This window comes from Algibacter lectus (assembly GCF_004368925.1).
GTDB classification, from domain to species: domain Bacteria; phylum Bacteroidota; class Bacteroidia; order Flavobacteriales; family Flavobacteriaceae; genus Algibacter; species Algibacter lectus.
The window spans coordinates 630,760-647,883 of record NZ_SORL01000007.1; the positions used below are offsets into that span (position 1 = coordinate 630,760).

The window sequence follows — 17,124 nt, forward strand, 5'->3', positions numbered from 1 at the left end:
CGAGAAAAGATACTTTATTTTTAAAAAACGAAATTAAGAATTCATAAACGAATTTGTTAAAAGGTCAAATACAAGTATTAACAACTAACTCATAAAGAATAGCTTTCGCTATTCTTCATCTTCTTCTGGTAAAACAAACTCAGACTGATACTTTTCTAAAAACTTTTTTTGTCTTGAAAACAGGTCTTGAGTTATTTGATCTATATCCATAAAGTCTGTACCGAAATCACTTCCGAAGAAATCATCATTAAAGAAATGTTTACTAAAAATAGAATCTTCAGAAAATATATTTTCAAAGCCTTGATGTTCAAATCGTGAATAATTCTTGAAAAACTTCGATTTAAAACTTTGCATTAAACTATCACGATCCATAGCCGATAATCCTTCCATATTATTGTTAGAAGACCAAGAGTAAATGCTATCGTATTTAATTAAATTTCCATTCTCATCAAATTCTTTATCCACTTTCCAAGATCCTTTTGGTTTCTCTATTTCGGTAATTTCTACTTTTTTATCTTTATTTTTTTGTCCGTTGCAATTAACACTTAATAATGCAACTGCTAATAATAAAACACACTTCTTCATGATTTTAAATTTTGAGTTAAACATTTATTTATATCTAAAAACGACATAGTTTACTAAACAAAAAGGCTTTAATAAAGTAAGGCTGAAAAAATTCAGCCTCACTAATAATCTAATAATCCGTTTGCTTAAAGCTTAGTTCTACTGTTAAGAAATTTTAATTTGTCTCGCTGGTTTTTGTTTAGCCTCTTCTTTTTTAGGTAAAAGAATATTTAAAATACCATCTTGGTAATTGGCCGAAATTTTATCATCGTCCACCGTTTCTGGTAAAGTAAACGTTCTTTTAAAGGCCGAGTAACCAAACTCCTTACGCGTATAGTTTTCTTGCTGCTCTTCGTGCGTTTCTTTTTTCTCTGTAGAAATAGATAACACGTGATGATCTAAATCTAATTTGAAATCTGATTTTTTCAACCCAGGAACAGCCATTTCAACTACATACGCATCGGCAGTTTCCTTAATGTTAACTTTTGGTAAAGAGACACCTGTATTAAAATTAGAGGTAAATACAGAAGGTAAGTCTCTGTTAAAAATATCATCTAACCAATTAGAGTTACTTGGGAAGCTTACATTTGAATTTGTGTTTGCTAAACTTCCGTTTTTAGGAACATTTACTAAATTGCTCATAATTACAAAATTTTAAATTAAACATGTTTTTCAAACTTGAAACCTTATTGATTTCGAGGTGTATAAAACAAAAAAAATACCAAAAGCATAGTTTCGGTTTTTTATCAAATATTTCTGTCATTTTTTCAGAATACTTGTCAGAAATTCATTTAAAATAATGAAATATTGACATTTTTAAAAGAAGAAAACAGATGTTACCGTCTTAACTGGAACTTTTTCATTTTTTCTTTAAACATAATAGCAGCGCTGGTGTAACCGCCCTCTGTACCATCTACAAAATGAATGTGTTTTTCTTGACGATCTTCTATATAACAAGACATTATAGAGGCGTGCGTTATATGTATACCGTAAATTATTTTTCCTTCGGCCTCTAACCTATTTAAAAACGTTTTTAAGGTTTCCACCTGAGCTTCTGTTCCAGAAATTACGGTGTTTAAAAACCCATCGAGCATAATGGTATCGGTTAATTGAGCAATACGCTTTTTCTGAAGTTTTCCAACTTTAAAAAACTTAAAAGAAACAACGCCAATTAAAGTAATTAACCAATTACTAATTAAATATCTCAGGCTGTATTTACCAATTCTAGCATACATTTCTTTTTTAATTTTCCCTAAAGACGGATCGAGTTTTAGCTTATCACTAGAAATGGGGTTTCGGTTAATTAAAGTCCCAAAAACTTCATCAATTTCGGCCATGATCTCAGCATATATTTCAGCTTGGATACTTTCATCATCACAATCTACAAGTAAGCAAATTACCTTTTTATCGGTTTTGTTTGGGTATATTTCGTCCCAACGACATTCCATACCATTTAGATTAAGCTTGGTTGCTTTTTCGCTATAAATATCCGATGCTTTAAAACTATCTTTTATAATCTGCTCAGCATATTTAAGGCCATTTCCTAGAACTACTGGTGTGGTTAAATATTTATTATGCCTAAGTTTAGTGATTCTCAAGTTTACATTATTTGCATAAACCTTTTCAACTCCTAAATACCCTACTCTTAAATTTAACTCTGTCGATCTTTTAATATGCTGGCTATAATTATTTAAAGCCAACAGTATAGGTTTTAAAACCCTATTTGGGACAATAAAAGTAGAACCATCACCTCCAAAAAAATAAGGAATTTTAAGCTTACTATTTACAAATTTTAAAGTATTTAATACAGTAATGATACTTCCGGTGGCACTTAAATTTACATCATTATGAAATCCACGAGCAACAGCATCTGTAGAATTTTCAATATCTGTTACTACTATAGACCAGTTTTCTGGCACATTGAAGAACAAGGTTTCATCTTTTAAAAGTTCAGCCAATGGCAGACTGCTTTTAGAAATGTTTTTATAGAAATTTAAATTGCTTTTCTTGTTCAAATTAATCAAGGGTATCTAAATATATCGATTTAAAGGTAACACTTATCAATGAATAATAATACCTGATTTTAAAACCAACTATTATTATAAAAATTTCATTTAATCACTCTTTTATCAATTAGAGCATTCACTTGATTTTTTGGTATATTTGAAGGTCTTTAGTCGTATTAATTTCTATAAAAAAACATGAAGAAACTTATATTTTTAATACTTATCATTTCCATTATTTTTGCACATTTCGATGGACAAGAGCGTAAGTATAGCAATAACCGTGATGTTTTACAAAGCTCGAATTTATTAGAATCTTTTTCTAAAAAAGTAAAGTATACACCTAATGAACCTGTTGAAATTGTAACCGATACCATTTTAAGCACAGGCTTTGAAGTGAAATTAAAATACCATTCGCTTGAAAACAACTTTATATCAAATTTTACTACAGATGAAGATCTAAGCGCTAAAGAAACGCATTATAAAGATTTTGAAGCCGAGTTAAGGGTTTTAATACATGGCGAATTAATTACTGAAGGTTTAATAAATAAAAGATTGTTTAAAGGTTACGCTAATGTGGAATTCTGGAAACAAGCCATAATGCAACATGTTTGGATTGATTATCAAAATTCTACAGATCAATATGTGCAATTAAACACCTCTTTTCGAGTTTTAGAAACCGAAACTTATAAAGACTTTAGTATTTTAATTAATTCCTTAGGATCAATTGAAATTAAAGAAATAAATTTGCTCTCAAATACTATTTAATATGTTAGGCTTAAAATTACCAACCGACCCACGCTGGGTAAATATTGTAGAAAAAAACATTAAAGAAATATTAATAGACCATGCCTTTTGTGAGCAAAAAGCAACGAGTACAGCTATTTCGTTAATTGTTAGTTTTCCTGAATACACCGAGCTGGTACAAGAAATGGTAGCTTTGGTAAAAGAAGAAATTAGCCATTTTAAAATGGTACACGATAAAATTTTGGAACGTGGTTGGGTTTTAGGACGCGATCGTCGTGACGACTATGTTATTGAGCTTTTAAAATTTTTCCCTAAAGGAGGAAGTAGAACAACACAATTGGTGCATAGATTGCTTTATGCAGCTCTAATTGAAGCCAGAAGTTGTGAACGCTTTAGATTACTTTCTGAAGAATTAGAAGACAAGGAACTTGCTGAATTCTATAGAAATTTAATGGTAAGTGAAGCGAACCATTACACTATGTTCTTAGGTTTTGCCAGACAATATGGCGAAAAAAAAGAAGTTGACACCAAATGGCAGCAACTTCTTGAATATGAGGCTAAAATTATGCTTAATTTAAGTAAGTCTGAAACGATACATGGTTAGAATAACCACCTTGTATTTTCAACTTAATTAAGCTTAATAATTTTTTGTGTTTAGAACTTGTAACCAACACCAAGTTGGATGTTTCTGTTTTTAGCACCAATACCTAAGTGCTCATCAAATATATTAGAGAAACCATAAGTATATCTAATATCTGCAAAAAGCATTAAGTTAATTTTGTACTCTACAGAGGCAACTCCAGAATACGCAAAGTTGCGAATACCATCTTCGTACTTATGGACTTTTAATCCCACTTGTGGCCCAAGACCTGCGTGAAACTTTTCGCTTATTCTGTAACGCAATAAAATAGGCATTTGTAAATAATCTAGATTAATTACTTCTTCCTTTGCACCTTCAGCAGAAAATTGAAATTCCGGCATTAATGATAGCGTTTTATTTAAGCTAATGGTTGCAAAAGCACCGAAATAAATACTGTTTCTATGTTTATTTTCTATTGAATATGGTTCGTCGAAATCTAAATTAGAAATATTATAACCACCGCGAACTCCGTATTTTATATCTTGTGAAAAACCATAAAAAGACAGGCTTAGTAAAAGAGTAAAGAGTAATATTTTTTTCATAACAAATAGGTTTGGGTTTGTAATTTATACCACAATATGTGTGCGAATATATATTATAAAATTAAAAGCATACAATTAATGTAGGTAAAGTGCAAGATTTTACTGTGTATTACTCGAAACCGTATCATAGTAAATACTTTTTATGATACCATCGGCCAATCCGATTTTAGGAACATAAATGTTTTTGGCACCACTCCACTTCATGGCAGACATGTATATACGCATAGCTGGTATAATTACATCGGCTCTATCCTGATTTAAATCTAACTCCGTAATACGTTCCTCGTAAGAGTAACTTTGAAGTGTATTATAATAAGAAGTCATATAAAAATACGTTAGTGGTTTCCCCATTGCCTTGCCAGAAATTTTAAATATTTTATTAATATTCCCGCCAGAACCAATAACTTCAATTTTATCGTAAACCTTGGTATTATCAGTAATCCAATTTTGTAATTCTTGCCAAGTATCTTTTCCAACCATATCGTTCAATAACCTTACGGTACCGATTTTAAACGATCTAGAAATTACTTGTTTTCCATGATCTATTACGGTAAACTCCGTGCTACCACCACCTACATCTACATACAAATATATTTTGTTTGGTTCTATAAATTTATTTAAATCTGTTGCTGCAATAATAGCAGCTTCTTCTTCACCATCAATAACATCAATGCTTATTCCTGCATGCTTTAAAACAGCTTCTACCACTTTAGCTCCGTTATCAGATTCTCTCATGGCAGAGGTTGCACATGCTTTATATTTAACCACTTTATGAGATTTCATAAGTAATTTAAAAGCCAACATAGTATCCAAAATACGCGCTGTATTTTCTTTAGAAATTTTGTTTTTAATAAATACATCGGCTCCCAAACGAATAGGCACACGAACCAATGAGTTTTTTTTAAACTGAACAGGCCTGCCTTTTTGCTCTATAATATTTGATATAAGTAACCGGACAGCGTTAGAACCAATATCTATGGCTGCATATTTTTTTATTGAAAGCATATTACTCTTCTAATTTTTTAAGATAATAATCGTAAACCACATACTGAGATCTCAACGGCTCTTTATCATTTACTTTATATTGATTTTCTTGAGAATCGTTCAATATTCTAGCTTTAACGTTATCGTTCCAACTAATATCGAAGGTTTCTATTATTTCCTTTTTTACATCCTCATCATAAATAGGGCAACTTACTTCTACCCTATTTTCTATGTTTCTACTCATCCAATCGGCAGAAGAAATATAGATTTTCATGTCGCCATCATTTCCGAACATATATACTCTTGAATGCTCTAAAAATTTATCAACAACACTAATTACTTCAATATTTTCACTCATGCCTTTAATCCCAGGGATTAAAGAACATATACCGCGAACAATCATTTGAATTTTTACACCACCACGGCTAGCTTCATACAATTTATCAATCATAGTATAACTCGATACACTATTCATTTTTAAACGTATTAATCCTTCTTTACCATTCTTTACATTTTCTATCTCTTTATCAATTAATTTGAAAATAGATTTTTGAGTGTAATGTGGTGAAACTATTAAATGTTTATAGCTGTAGATTTTATAATTCGCTTGGAAGAAACTGAATATTTTATTTACGTCTTTTAAAATACGTTGATCTGCTGTAAACAGTGTGTAATCGGTATAAATTTTGGCAGTAGACTCATTAAAATTCCCTGTACTTATAAAACCGTAACGCTTAAGTTTTTTCCCTTCTTCGCGCTCTACAATACACATTTTACTGTGTACCTTAAGCCCTGCTACACCAAATATAAGGTTAATGCCTTCGCTTTGCATTTGCTCGGCATAATCTATATTAGCTTGTTCGTCAAACCTGGCACGTAACTCAATAGAAACGGTAACCGCTTTACCGTTAATGGCAGCATTAATAAGAGAACTCGCAATATGAGAAATTTCAGCTAAACGATAAATCGTAATTTTTATAGTCTTTACTTTTGGATCTAATGCCGCTTCTCGCAAAAACTTAACAACATAAGAAAATGTTTGATAAGGTGCATAAAGCAAATAATCCTTTTTAGTAATGGCTTGAAAAATACTTTCTTGAAAAGTAAGACCTTTAATGGGTAAAGGCTCTATTTTATCATAAAGTAAATCTTGTCGACCTAAACTCGGGAAGCCCATGTAATCTCTGCGGTTATGATAACGTCCACCAGGAATGATACTATCGGTATCATCAATCCCCATTTTAGACATTAAATACTGTAATGTCTCTTTGTGTATGGTTTTATCGTAAACAAAGCGAACAGGCTCGCCAACTTGTCTGTGCTTTACACTATCGGATATTTTTTCAATAAAACTTTTACTTAAATCACTATCAAAATCCAACTCACCATCTCTAGTGATTTTAATCATGTGTGCCGAAATAGTTTTATAATCAAAAATATTAAAAATATCTCTTAAGCAATAGCGTAACAAATCGTCTATTAATATAATATAGCTTTTATTACCTTGTTTTGGTAACTCTACAAAACGGTCTATAGATTTTGGTATTTCAATTAAAGCAAATTGCTTATGATCGCCTGCCATAAGCATGCGCACGGCTAAATATGCAGCACTATCTTTTAAGTTTGGCAGCACCACCAAATCGTTAAGTATAATGGTAACCAAAGCAGGACTTACTGTTTTAATAAAGTAATTCCTTATAAACTCCTCCTGAGATTCATCGATTTGAGTTTCGTTTATAATGTAAATGTCTTCCTTTTCTAGTTTAGATTTTACATCATTTAAAATATCTAAACTTTCACTTTGTTGCTTAATTACAATTTGCGTAATAATATCCAATAATTCCTTGGCTTTTATACCACCTAACTCATTTTTTCCACCTTTACCAGCTTCTACAATTCGCTTAACTGTGGCATAACGCACCTTAAAAAATTCATCTAAATTATTTGAAAAAATACCTAAAAAACGAAGTCGTTCTATTAAAGGTACATTATTACAAGTGGCTTCTTGCAATACGCGTGCATTAAATTGTAACCAACTTATTTCTCTATTTATATAACTATTATTATGGACAGGTTCAGCTTTTATCATTGTACTTTTAATTGAAAACATGTAAAAAACAAATATATTCTATTTACATGTAAAAAAACAGCAATTTAGGGTTATCAAATTTTTAATTTTGAAGGAATTTAATTAATTTTTATCCATTGACAAATACATTTTATCGAAGAATTATAAAAAACCAAACCTACAAAAGCATTAACTATCTTATTTTAAGTCTTTTGGAAATATTACAGTTACAGTTTCTCCTTTTTCGATAGCTTTCCAATTATCTATATTAAAATCTATAATAACCAAACCACAAGTAGGAACATTTTCTATAAACATGCTTCCATAGGAGTTTACAAAATCTGTAATAGCATGATTATGACCAAAAATCATGAGTGTGTTTATAGATTCTGGACACGATTGTATAACACGTATTAACATTTCACCAGAAAAGTCATACGCTTCATGGTTATACTGAACGATTTCAGAAGAAATTTTAAGTTCAGAAATAAAAATCTCTGCTGTGGTTTTTGCTCGTGTAGCATCACTAGAAATCACTAAATCAGGCATTAAAAGAAAGTCTTTGAAGTGACTAGAAACGAGGCTTGCATCTTCCAATCCGCGTTCATTTAAGGGCCGTTCGTGGTCTATTACATTATGTTTCCATGAAGATTTAGCATGGCGAACTAGTATAAGTTTTTTCATTTTTATCGATAAAACACTAAATTTCATCGACATATAAACCAATAAGTCGATGAAATTCAATTTATTTGCACATAAATTTATTAAAAAAAACGACCTGCTAAGAATTTCTCTCAAATATATTTATTTGAAGTACTAGCAATCGTTCAAAACATACTAATAACCGATTAAGTGAAAGCAAGAAACCTTACAACGAGTTTATTAGTGATTTACCATTTATATTTTTTTAACATGCTTTCAATGCTTTCTTTTGATGAACCTATAAAATATAAAAAATTATGATCCCAAATCTAATTTTAAACCTGATATCAGCATTGTTTTACAGTGCTTTGGCATTTTGTTTCTTCCCTAAGAAGACGTTGAACATATTATTTGAAAGACACAAATAGTGCATACCTGAGACTGATTTGAACTTAGATGTGCCCTAGCGTGTTAGTATATATTAAAAATTGATTGAATGATTATGAAAAACAACTTATCTAACTTACTTAAAAGTCTCACGCTGTTTTGTGCCGTAGTACTTTTATTTAATTACGAAAGTAATGCTCAAGAAAATGGAATTTATGAGTTAAACGCATCAAGCCAATTTTCTAGAGCCACAGCTAGTAAATCTAAAACTTCGGATACTAGAACTGAATTTTACAATCTTTCTCAAAAACTTCACCCAACAGCTTATCTAGCTAACAATAAATTAAAGAACACATACGGTGATGATGATGTTGTAAAACTTACCCTAGACGATGTTGCATCTTTAAACTTGATTAAACAAGATAAAGGAAACTTTGATAACGTTGAATTAATTACGATTACTTTAAAGAGTATTGCTGATTTAAGCACGCCTATAACTTTATCTAACGATTCAGGATTGTCAAAATTAAAGTACGTCTATATAAGATGCTATTTTGACTGTAACAATGAGCAAATTAAAAGTTTTGTAAAAAACATATCAAACAGTAATGTGCGTGTGTTTTATACTTCTGTTAGGCCTTCATAATATAATATTTCGATTTTAATAAAAATTAAGAAATGAAAAAAATCTACACTAAACAATTTTCAGTATTTAACACATCACTTGGTTTGATGTGTTTTACTGTATTGCTTCTATTATCAGTTTTTAATGGTTATAGTCAAGCAGTTGAATTTACTCCTAGAGTAAGTTCGTTTAATATTAAGGGTGATTTTTCCATGATTGGAAATACCAACCTTACGCTTACTGATTACGATGAAACTTCTAGTAATGGTGAAGACATGCGATATGTGGATATCGATGGAGACTCTAGAACGTTCAACTCATCTTCTTCGCTGTTAGAATTTTCAACAGAAAACGGAGCACTTCCGGAGTGTTCTAATATTATTTATGCTGGACTTTATTGGACGGGTAGAGCTAGTCTTGACGGACCAGATGCAAACGAAGATGGTGATGGAAATCCTAATACATTTACCGTAACTAAAGGTACAGAAACAAAAAACTTCGATAAAACTAAAGTATTATTTAAAGGTCCTGGCTTTGATTACCAAGAAATTACAGCAACAGGTATTGAGTTTCCAGACGATGAATCCAACAACATGTATGCTGCTTTTGCTGATGTTACTCAATTAGTAATTGATAATGCTGGTGCAGGTGTTTATACCGTTGGAGATATTGCAACTATAGAAGGTAATGGTTACCCTACTGGCTATTCTGGTGGTTGGGGTTTAGTTGTGGTTTATGACAACTACAAAATGAAATGGCGTGATATTACCATTTTTGATGGTTTTGCCTATGTGAGTTCTGGTGGTGGTGACGAATTTATTGACGTAAGCGGGTTTAAAGCTGTACAAACAGGTGATGTTAATATCAAGCTAGGTGTTATGGCTGGTGAAGGTGATGTTGGTGTTGGTGGAGATAGACTTTCCATGATTATTCCTGATGCAGATGATGTTGAAGGTATACCTACTACTTTTCTAAACAATTCTTATCGCGATTTAGTACACCCTGGAAATACAGTTGATAACTTTTTTAACTCATCAATTTATACACATAATGGAGTTCCGGGAAAACGAACTCCAGATTTAAAAAATAATACAGGTGTAGATATTGCAATATTCAATATTGAAAACTCAGATAAATCTTTAATTGACAACGGACAAGATTACACTCGATTTAAGTATAATTCTACACAAGATACCTACATAATTTTTAATGCTACTTTTGCTGTAGATGCTTATATACCGGAACCAGAAGGTGTTTTAACCGCGACAACTGTTAATGGGGCTTCCCCAAGTAGTTTAAAACCAACGGAAAGTGCCGAATATGTTATAGAAATAACAAACAGAGGTTCTGAACCTACCAATAATACAACATTAACAATTCCTCTACCTGATTCTGTAGATCCGGATAACTTAAATGTAAACACGAAAGTAACTCCTCCTTATGTGCTTGTAAATACGCCGTATGTATACGATGAGAGTATTGGAACAAATGGAGCTATTGTATGGAATATTGGAACGCTACCTGTAGCACCAGATTCAGATACTGTTTTAGCAAGTATAAGTTTCTCTTTAACGGTAACAACAGATTGCGATTTTTACGAAGATCGTGCTGATAAAGTTGTTTCTGTAAATGGAAAAATTAGTGGTGTTGGAGCTATCTCTGGTGCACCATTCGATCTTACTCTTATTCAGGGTTACGAAATGTCTGGAAATTGTATAGGCTCTAGTATTGCTGCTCCAATAATTATTCCTATTAATTATGAAGATTATGTCAACTCTCCTCCTACCGGAGATGCTCCTGCGGATATAATGATTAATTGTGGTGAAGATATTCCTGTTGCAGATACCGCCTTAGTTACTAACTTACAAGATAATTCAGGTGAAACACCTATAGTTGCTTTTGTTGAAGATGTATCAAACAACGCAACACCAGAGGTTATTACAAGAACATATAGTATTACCGATGATTGTGGTAATGTTACTAACGTAACACAACAAATTACCAGAATGCCATCGCCTCCTCCAACAGCAATGTGCCAAGATATTGATGTAATATTAGATGCTACCGGAAATGCAACTATAACTGCAGATCAAATAGATAATGGGTCTTCTGCTTGTAGTGGTGCTGTTACATTATCTGCTTCACAAACTGAATTCACCTGTAGTAATGTTGGTGTAAACACCATTACACTAACCGTAACAGATGTAAGTGGACAAACAGCAACCTGTGATGCAACGGTAACTGTTATTGATGACATCGATCCCGAAGCGCTTTGCCAACCTGTTACAATTTATTTAGACGCGGCCGGCGTAGCAACATTAGCTCCAAGCGACATAGACAATGGCTCTAACGATATTTGCGGCATCAAATCTTTAGAAGTTGATAAAGACACTTTTTCTTGTACAGACTTAGGAACAAACACCGTAACCCTTACCGTAACGGATAATAGTGATAATATTTCTACTTGTACCGCAGAAGTTACTGTTGTAGATAATATACCTCCAACAGCTATTTGTGCTAATATCACAGTTCAATTAGATGCTAGTGGTAACGCTAGTATTAATCCTGAAGATATTGATGGCGGTTCTAGTGATAATTGTTCAACAATTACGTTTACTGCTTCTAAAACAACATTTAATTGTGATGATTTAGGCGTAAATATAGTAACACTAACGGTTACGGATGGTAATAATTTAGAAACTACATGCACTGCAGAAGTTACTGTTGTTGATAATATTGCTCCAGAAGCAATATGCTTTAATGAAATAGATGTTGCTATTGATAGTGCTGGTAATGCTTCAATTACTGTAGCCGATATAAATAATGGATCTACGGATAATTGTTCTATCGATAGTATCACTATAGATAAAACAAATTTTGATTGTAGTAATATTGGTGCAAACACTGTAACCTTAACAGTTACCGATGCATCAGGTAATAGCGACACTTGTACAACTACAGTTAATATTGTAGATAACCAAGGACCAGCTGTAGCATGTAAAAGTATAACAGTTGAATTAGACGCAAATGGTTTAGCTACTATTGTTCCTGGAGATGTGGATGATGGTTCTAGTGATTGTAGCGGACTTAGTTCTACAGCATTATCGCAAACTACATTCGATTGTTCTAATTTAGGAGATAATAATGTTACCTTAACTGTTACTGACAATGTGGGCAACGTAGATAGTTGTGTTGCAGTTGTAACCGTTGTAGATAATATTAAGCCTACTGTTATATGTCAAAACATTGTAGCTCAACTAGATGCTACAGGAAATGTATCAATAAGTGCTGCCGATGTCGATAATGGATCAAATGACGCTTGTGGAATAGATACACTTACTTTAGATGTTACAGATTTTACTTGTGATAATATTGGTGTCAATACGGTAACATTGACCGCTACAGATGTAAATGGAAATTCAGAAACTTGTACTGCAACTGTAACAATTGAAGACAACGTTCCTCCTGCTGCTCTATGTCAAGCTATAACAATTCAATTAGATGCTACTGGTAATGCAACGATTACTCCAGATCAAATTGATAATGGTTCTACAGATCCATGTGGTGTAGCAAATACTGAATTAGATATTACAACATTCAATTGTGATAATGTTGGTGCAAATACGGTAGAATTAACAGTAACTGATAATAACGGAAATACCTCAACTTGTACTACAACAGTAACGGTAGAAGATGTAACACCACCTACTGCACTTTGCCAAGCCATTACGGTTCAGTTAGATGCCACAGGTAACGTAACAATTACTCCAGAGCAAATAGATAATGGTTCTAGCGACTCATGTGATATAGCTTCTTTAACTTTAGACACTCCAACCTTCGATTGTTCAAATATTGGAGACAACACAGTAGAATTAACAGTAACCGATATAAATGGAAACAGCGCCACTTGCACAACAACAGTTACTGTTGAAGATAACATTGCTCCTACTGTTATTTGTCAAGATATTGTTGTTCAATTAAATAGTTCAGGAATTGCAACCATTACTGCTGAAAATGTAGATAACGGCTCTAACGATACCTGCACAAACATAACACTTAGTGTTTCTGAAACAAGTTTCGATTGTTCGAACGTTGGAGCAAATACAGTAACATTAACAGCTGTTGATGCTTATGGTAATGAAGCTACTTGTGATGCTACAGTAACTGTTGAAGATAATGTAGCTCCTGTTATTGCTTGTAAAAATATTACAGTACGTTTAGATGAAACAGGTTCTGTAACTATCGAGCCAAGTGATATTGATGATGGTTCTTCAGATTGTAGCAGTGAGGTAACACTTGCAGCTTCTCAAACCGTATTCGATTGTTCTAATATTGGCGCAAACACTGTGACATTAACGGTTACAGATGCTTATGGAAACGCAGGTACATGTGATGCATTAGTAACAGTACTAGACATTGTTCCTCCAACAACTATTTGTCAAGCCATAACAGTTCAATTAGATGCCGATGGAAATGCGACTATAACACCTGAACAAATTGATAATGGATCTAATGATGCCTGCGGTATTCAAGATCTTAGTTTAGATATAACAACTTTCGACTGTTCAAATATTGGAGATAACACTGTAGAACTTACTGTTACAGACAATAATGATAACGTATCAACATGTACAGCTATTGTAACTGTTGAAGACACTATTGCTCCTGAAGCCATTTGTAAAGACATTACTATTCAATTAAATAGTGCTGGAAATGCTAATATTGTTGCTAGTGATATAGATGGAGGTTCTACCGATAATTGTGGTATTCCTGCACTAAGCGCATCTCAACTTAACTTTACTTGTGCAGATGTTGGGGCTAACACCGTTACCCTTACCGTAACAGATTCTAGTGGTAACGAAGATACTTGTACAGCTACAGTAACTGTTGAAGATACTATTGATCCAACAGTTGAATGTAAAAACATAACAGTACAATTAGATAATACAGGAACAGTTTCAATTTTACCGGAAGATGTTGATAATGGTTCTGCAGATTGTAGTGGCGAAGTTTCTCTTTCTGTTTCTCAAAGCACATTCGATTGTTCTAACATTGGTGAAAACACAGTAACACTTACTGTTACCGATGTAAATGGAAACGATAGTTTCTGTGATGCTATTGTTACTGTTGAAGATATTACACCTCCAACAGCAATATGCCAAGCTATTACAGTGCAATTAGATGTTGATGGCAATGCAATAATAACGCCTGACCAAATTGATAATGGTTCTAATGATGCTTGTGGAATTCAAGATATTAGTTTAGACATTACAACTTTCGATTGCTCAAATATTGGAGACAACACAGTAGAACTTACCGTTACAGATAACAACAATAATATTTCTACCTGTTCTGCTATTGTAACTGTTGAAGATAACATTGCACCAGAAGCTATATGCCAAAGCATTACTATTCAATTAGATGCTAACGGTAGCGCTACTATTGTTGCCGGTGATCTAGATAATGGTTCTAACGATAATTGTGGAACTGTAACTCTTGCTGCTTCTCAAACCATTTTTACATGTACAGATGTTGGAGATAACAATGTTACTTTAGAAGTAACAGATGCTAATAACAATGTAAGTACTTGTACAGCCATTGTAACTGTAGAAGATAACCTTGCACCAACAGTATTATGTCAAGATATCACGGTTCAATTAGATAGCAGTGGTTTAGCGACTATAGTGGCATCAGATATCGATGGTGGATCTACAGATGCTTGTGGAACAGTTTCATTAACAGCTTCTCAAACTAATTTCGATTGTTCTAACATTGGAAATGTTATTGTTACATTAACAGCAACCGATGTAAACGGAAACTCAAGTACTTGCGATGCAACAGTAACTGTTGAAGATAATATTGCTCCTACTATCACCTGTCCTTCAGATGTTGTAATAACGGCTGATGCTGGTCAATGTACTGCAACTAATGTAGATTTAGGCCTTACAACAACAACTGATAATTGTGAAGTAGCCACTATTACAAATAATGCTTTAGAGCCATTTGTTTTAGGTGAAACAATTGTAACCTGGACAGTAACTGATACATCAGGAAACGAAACAACTTGCGAACAAAAGGTAACAGTTACAGATGGTAATTTACCAGAGGTTGTTTGCCCTGAAGATGTTTCAGTATTTGTAGATGCAGATTCTTGTAACGCAACAAATGTAGAATTAGGTACTTTAGATATTGAAGATTGCACAAGCGTTATTGTAGTAAACGATGCGCCTGAAACTTTTCCTATTGGAGATACGCTAGTAACTTGGACGGTAACAGATTCTGAAGGAAATATTAGTAACTGTACACAAACTGTAACAGTTGTAGATAATATCCCTCCAACGTTTGTTGAAGAATTACCTGCAGAAACAATCACTATTGAATGTAACGTCGTTCCTACTCCTGAAACATTTACAGGAGCTGATAATTGCACGACACCAGCGGTTACTTTTAATGAAGAACGCACAGACGGATCTTGTACAAACAACTATACTTTAGTTAGAACATGGACAGTAACAGATGCAGCTAATTTAACAACTAGCTTTGTACAAACTATAACAGTACAAGATACCACTGCTCCAACATTTGTTGGCGATTTACCTAGTGCTAATTTAGTGACTGAATGTGATGAAGTTCCTACGGCAGAAACATTAACTGCTGAAGATTCTTGTGGAACAGCAACAGTTACGGTACAAGATATTATTACAAATGGTGATTGTGCATCTAATTATACTATTGCAAGAGTTTGGACTGCGGAAGATGAATGTGAAAACAAAACATCTTACACGCAAATAATTTCAGTTCGTGATACCACGCTTCCTGTGTTCGATGCACCTTTACCTGCTGAAACATTAGAAGTAGAATGTGATGCCATTCCTGATGCTGAAACTTTAACAGCAACTGATAACTGTGGCAATGCTAGTGTAGAAGTGAATGATGTAAGAACAGATGGCGATTGTCCTTCTAACTACACCATAACAAGAACATGGACAGCAACAGACGATTGTGGTCTTGTAGCAGAACATACACAAATAATTACTGTTACAGATACTACAGCACCAACACCTACTACTACTTTCGATGCAGTACTAGATGTAAGTTGTACAGATATTCCAGAAGTGCCAACAATTGAGTTTACAGATAATTGTTCAGATGATGTTACTATAGAATACAGCGAAACAAATTCATTTGATAAAACAGTTTTATTAGATTACCAAATTGTTAGATCTTGGAAAGTTACTGATGCTTGTGATAACAGTGAAACTTATACACAAACATTAAACGTTGCTTTAGACGAAATTTATAGCGATATCGTTGCTCCAGACTGGTGTTACAAAGAAGGTGTTTTAGATTTAAATGAATTTATTGATCCCGCCTTAGATACCGATGGTACTTGGGAGTTATTAGAAGGTGATTTAAGAGCTACTTTAACAAATAACTTATTCGATCCTTCTACTCTAGAGCTTAGCGCAGATTTCTTACCTAATGATGGTGGTATTGATTATCTATTCAGATACTCTACAACAAACAATGGCTGTATTAGCATTACAGAAATTACCATGAATATCCATGCGGATTGTGATGTATTACCTTGTGGTGAAAACGATATTGAAATCTCTACGGCTATTACACCAAACGGTGATGGTATAAATGATACGTTCGATATCTCTGGAATAGATTTATGTGGCTTTGTTGCTAGCGTAAAAATATTCAACCGTTGGGGCGCTATTGTTTACGAATCTTCTAACTACACTTTAGGTAGCATGTCTACTTCTGGTAGTGAAGGCGATTGGGATGGTTACTCTCCTACATCGGCAATAGGAAACAATGGAAAATTACCTAACGGAACATATTATTATATTATTCATTTACAGGATAGTGGATTAGCTCCTTTAACTGGCCCAATATATTTAGGAACCAAATAA

General features: G+C 33.2%; 11 protein-coding genes. 4 read left to right on the plus strand and 7 right to left on the minus strand.

From position 1 onward, the window contains the following. Window positions 1-108 precede the first annotated feature (108 nt). The 3 genes from DFQ06_RS03730 to DFQ06_RS03740 form a co-directional block, all read right to left on the minus strand. Window positions 109-585 carry a hypothetical protein gene (locus tag DFQ06_RS03730; protein ID WP_133966090.1) on the minus strand — a complete coding sequence of 159 codons (477 nt, stop codon included), beginning with the start codon at window positions 583-585 and terminating at the stop codon, window positions 109-111. A gap of 144 nt (window positions 586-729) precedes the next feature. Further along, window positions 730-1,206, minus strand: coding sequence for an Hsp20/alpha crystallin family protein (locus DFQ06_RS03735; protein ID WP_042501204.1), 477 nt, complete (start codon window positions 1,204-1,206; stop codon window positions 730-732). 194 nt (window positions 1,207-1,400) lie between these two features. Beyond that, window positions 1,401-2,588 carry a DUF3095 domain-containing protein gene (locus tag DFQ06_RS03740; RefSeq protein ID WP_317129987.1) on the minus strand — a complete coding sequence of 396 codons (1,188 nt, stop codon included), beginning with the start codon at window positions 2,586-2,588 and terminating at the stop codon, window positions 1,401-1,403. A gap of 177 nt (window positions 2,589-2,765) precedes the next feature. Between DFQ06_RS03740 and DFQ06_RS03745 the strand changes: the two genes are divergently transcribed. Beyond that, window positions 2,766-3,335 (plus strand): DUF4738 domain-containing protein, encoded by a 570-nt coding sequence (locus DFQ06_RS03745; RefSeq protein ID WP_133966094.1) that lies wholly within the window; start codon window positions 2,766-2,768, stop codon window positions 3,333-3,335. Window position 3,336: 1 nt separating this feature from the next. Further along, window positions 3,337-3,918: a MiaE family protein gene (gene miaE / locus DFQ06_RS03750; RefSeq protein WP_042501210.1), complete on the plus strand. Its 582-nt coding sequence runs from the start codon at window positions 3,337-3,339 to the stop codon at window positions 3,916-3,918. Window positions 3,919-3,968: 50 nt separating this feature from the next. On the opposite strand, the gene DFQ06_RS03755 is transcribed toward miaE, so the two are convergent. The 4 genes from DFQ06_RS03755 to DFQ06_RS03770 all read right to left on the minus strand — a co-directional run bounded on the left by DFQ06_RS03755 (window position 3,969) and on the right by DFQ06_RS03770 (window position 8,232). Further along, entirely contained in the window at window positions 3,969-4,496 is a 528-nt protein-coding gene (locus DFQ06_RS03755; RefSeq protein ID WP_074935794.1) for a porin family protein, read from the minus strand. Between the two features lie 99 nt (window positions 4,497-4,595). Then, a complete protein-coding gene (locus DFQ06_RS03760) occupies window positions 4,596-5,501 on the minus strand; it encodes a Ppx/GppA phosphatase family protein (RefSeq protein ID WP_074935793.1) in 906 nt (301 codons plus the stop codon). A 1-nt stretch (window position 5,502) separates the two neighbouring features. Continuing rightward, window positions 5,503-7,569 carry a polyphosphate kinase 1 gene (gene ppk1 / locus DFQ06_RS03765; RefSeq protein WP_133966096.1) on the minus strand — a complete coding sequence of 689 codons (2,067 nt, stop codon included), beginning with the start codon at window positions 7,567-7,569 and terminating at the stop codon, window positions 5,503-5,505. A gap of 177 nt (window positions 7,570-7,746) precedes the next feature. Then, on the minus strand, window positions 7,747-8,232 hold the full coding sequence (locus DFQ06_RS03770; RefSeq protein WP_042503705.1) for a SixA phosphatase family protein: 486 nt from the start codon (window positions 8,230-8,232) through the stop codon (window positions 7,747-7,749). Between the two features lie 460 nt (window positions 8,233-8,692). Here DFQ06_RS03770 and DFQ06_RS03775 point away from each other — a divergent pair, with 460 nt between their 5' ends. Together DFQ06_RS03775 and DFQ06_RS03780 are read left to right on the plus strand one after the other, a co-directional pair. Then, complete coding sequence (locus DFQ06_RS03775; protein ID WP_133966098.1) at window positions 8,693-9,223, plus strand: hypothetical protein; 531 nt, start codon at window positions 8,693-8,695, stop codon at window positions 9,221-9,223. Between the two features lie 32 nt (window positions 9,224-9,255). After that, complete coding sequence (locus DFQ06_RS03780; RefSeq protein WP_133966100.1) at window positions 9,256-17,124, plus strand: T9SS type B sorting domain-containing protein; 7,869 nt, start codon at window positions 9,256-9,258, stop codon at window positions 17,122-17,124.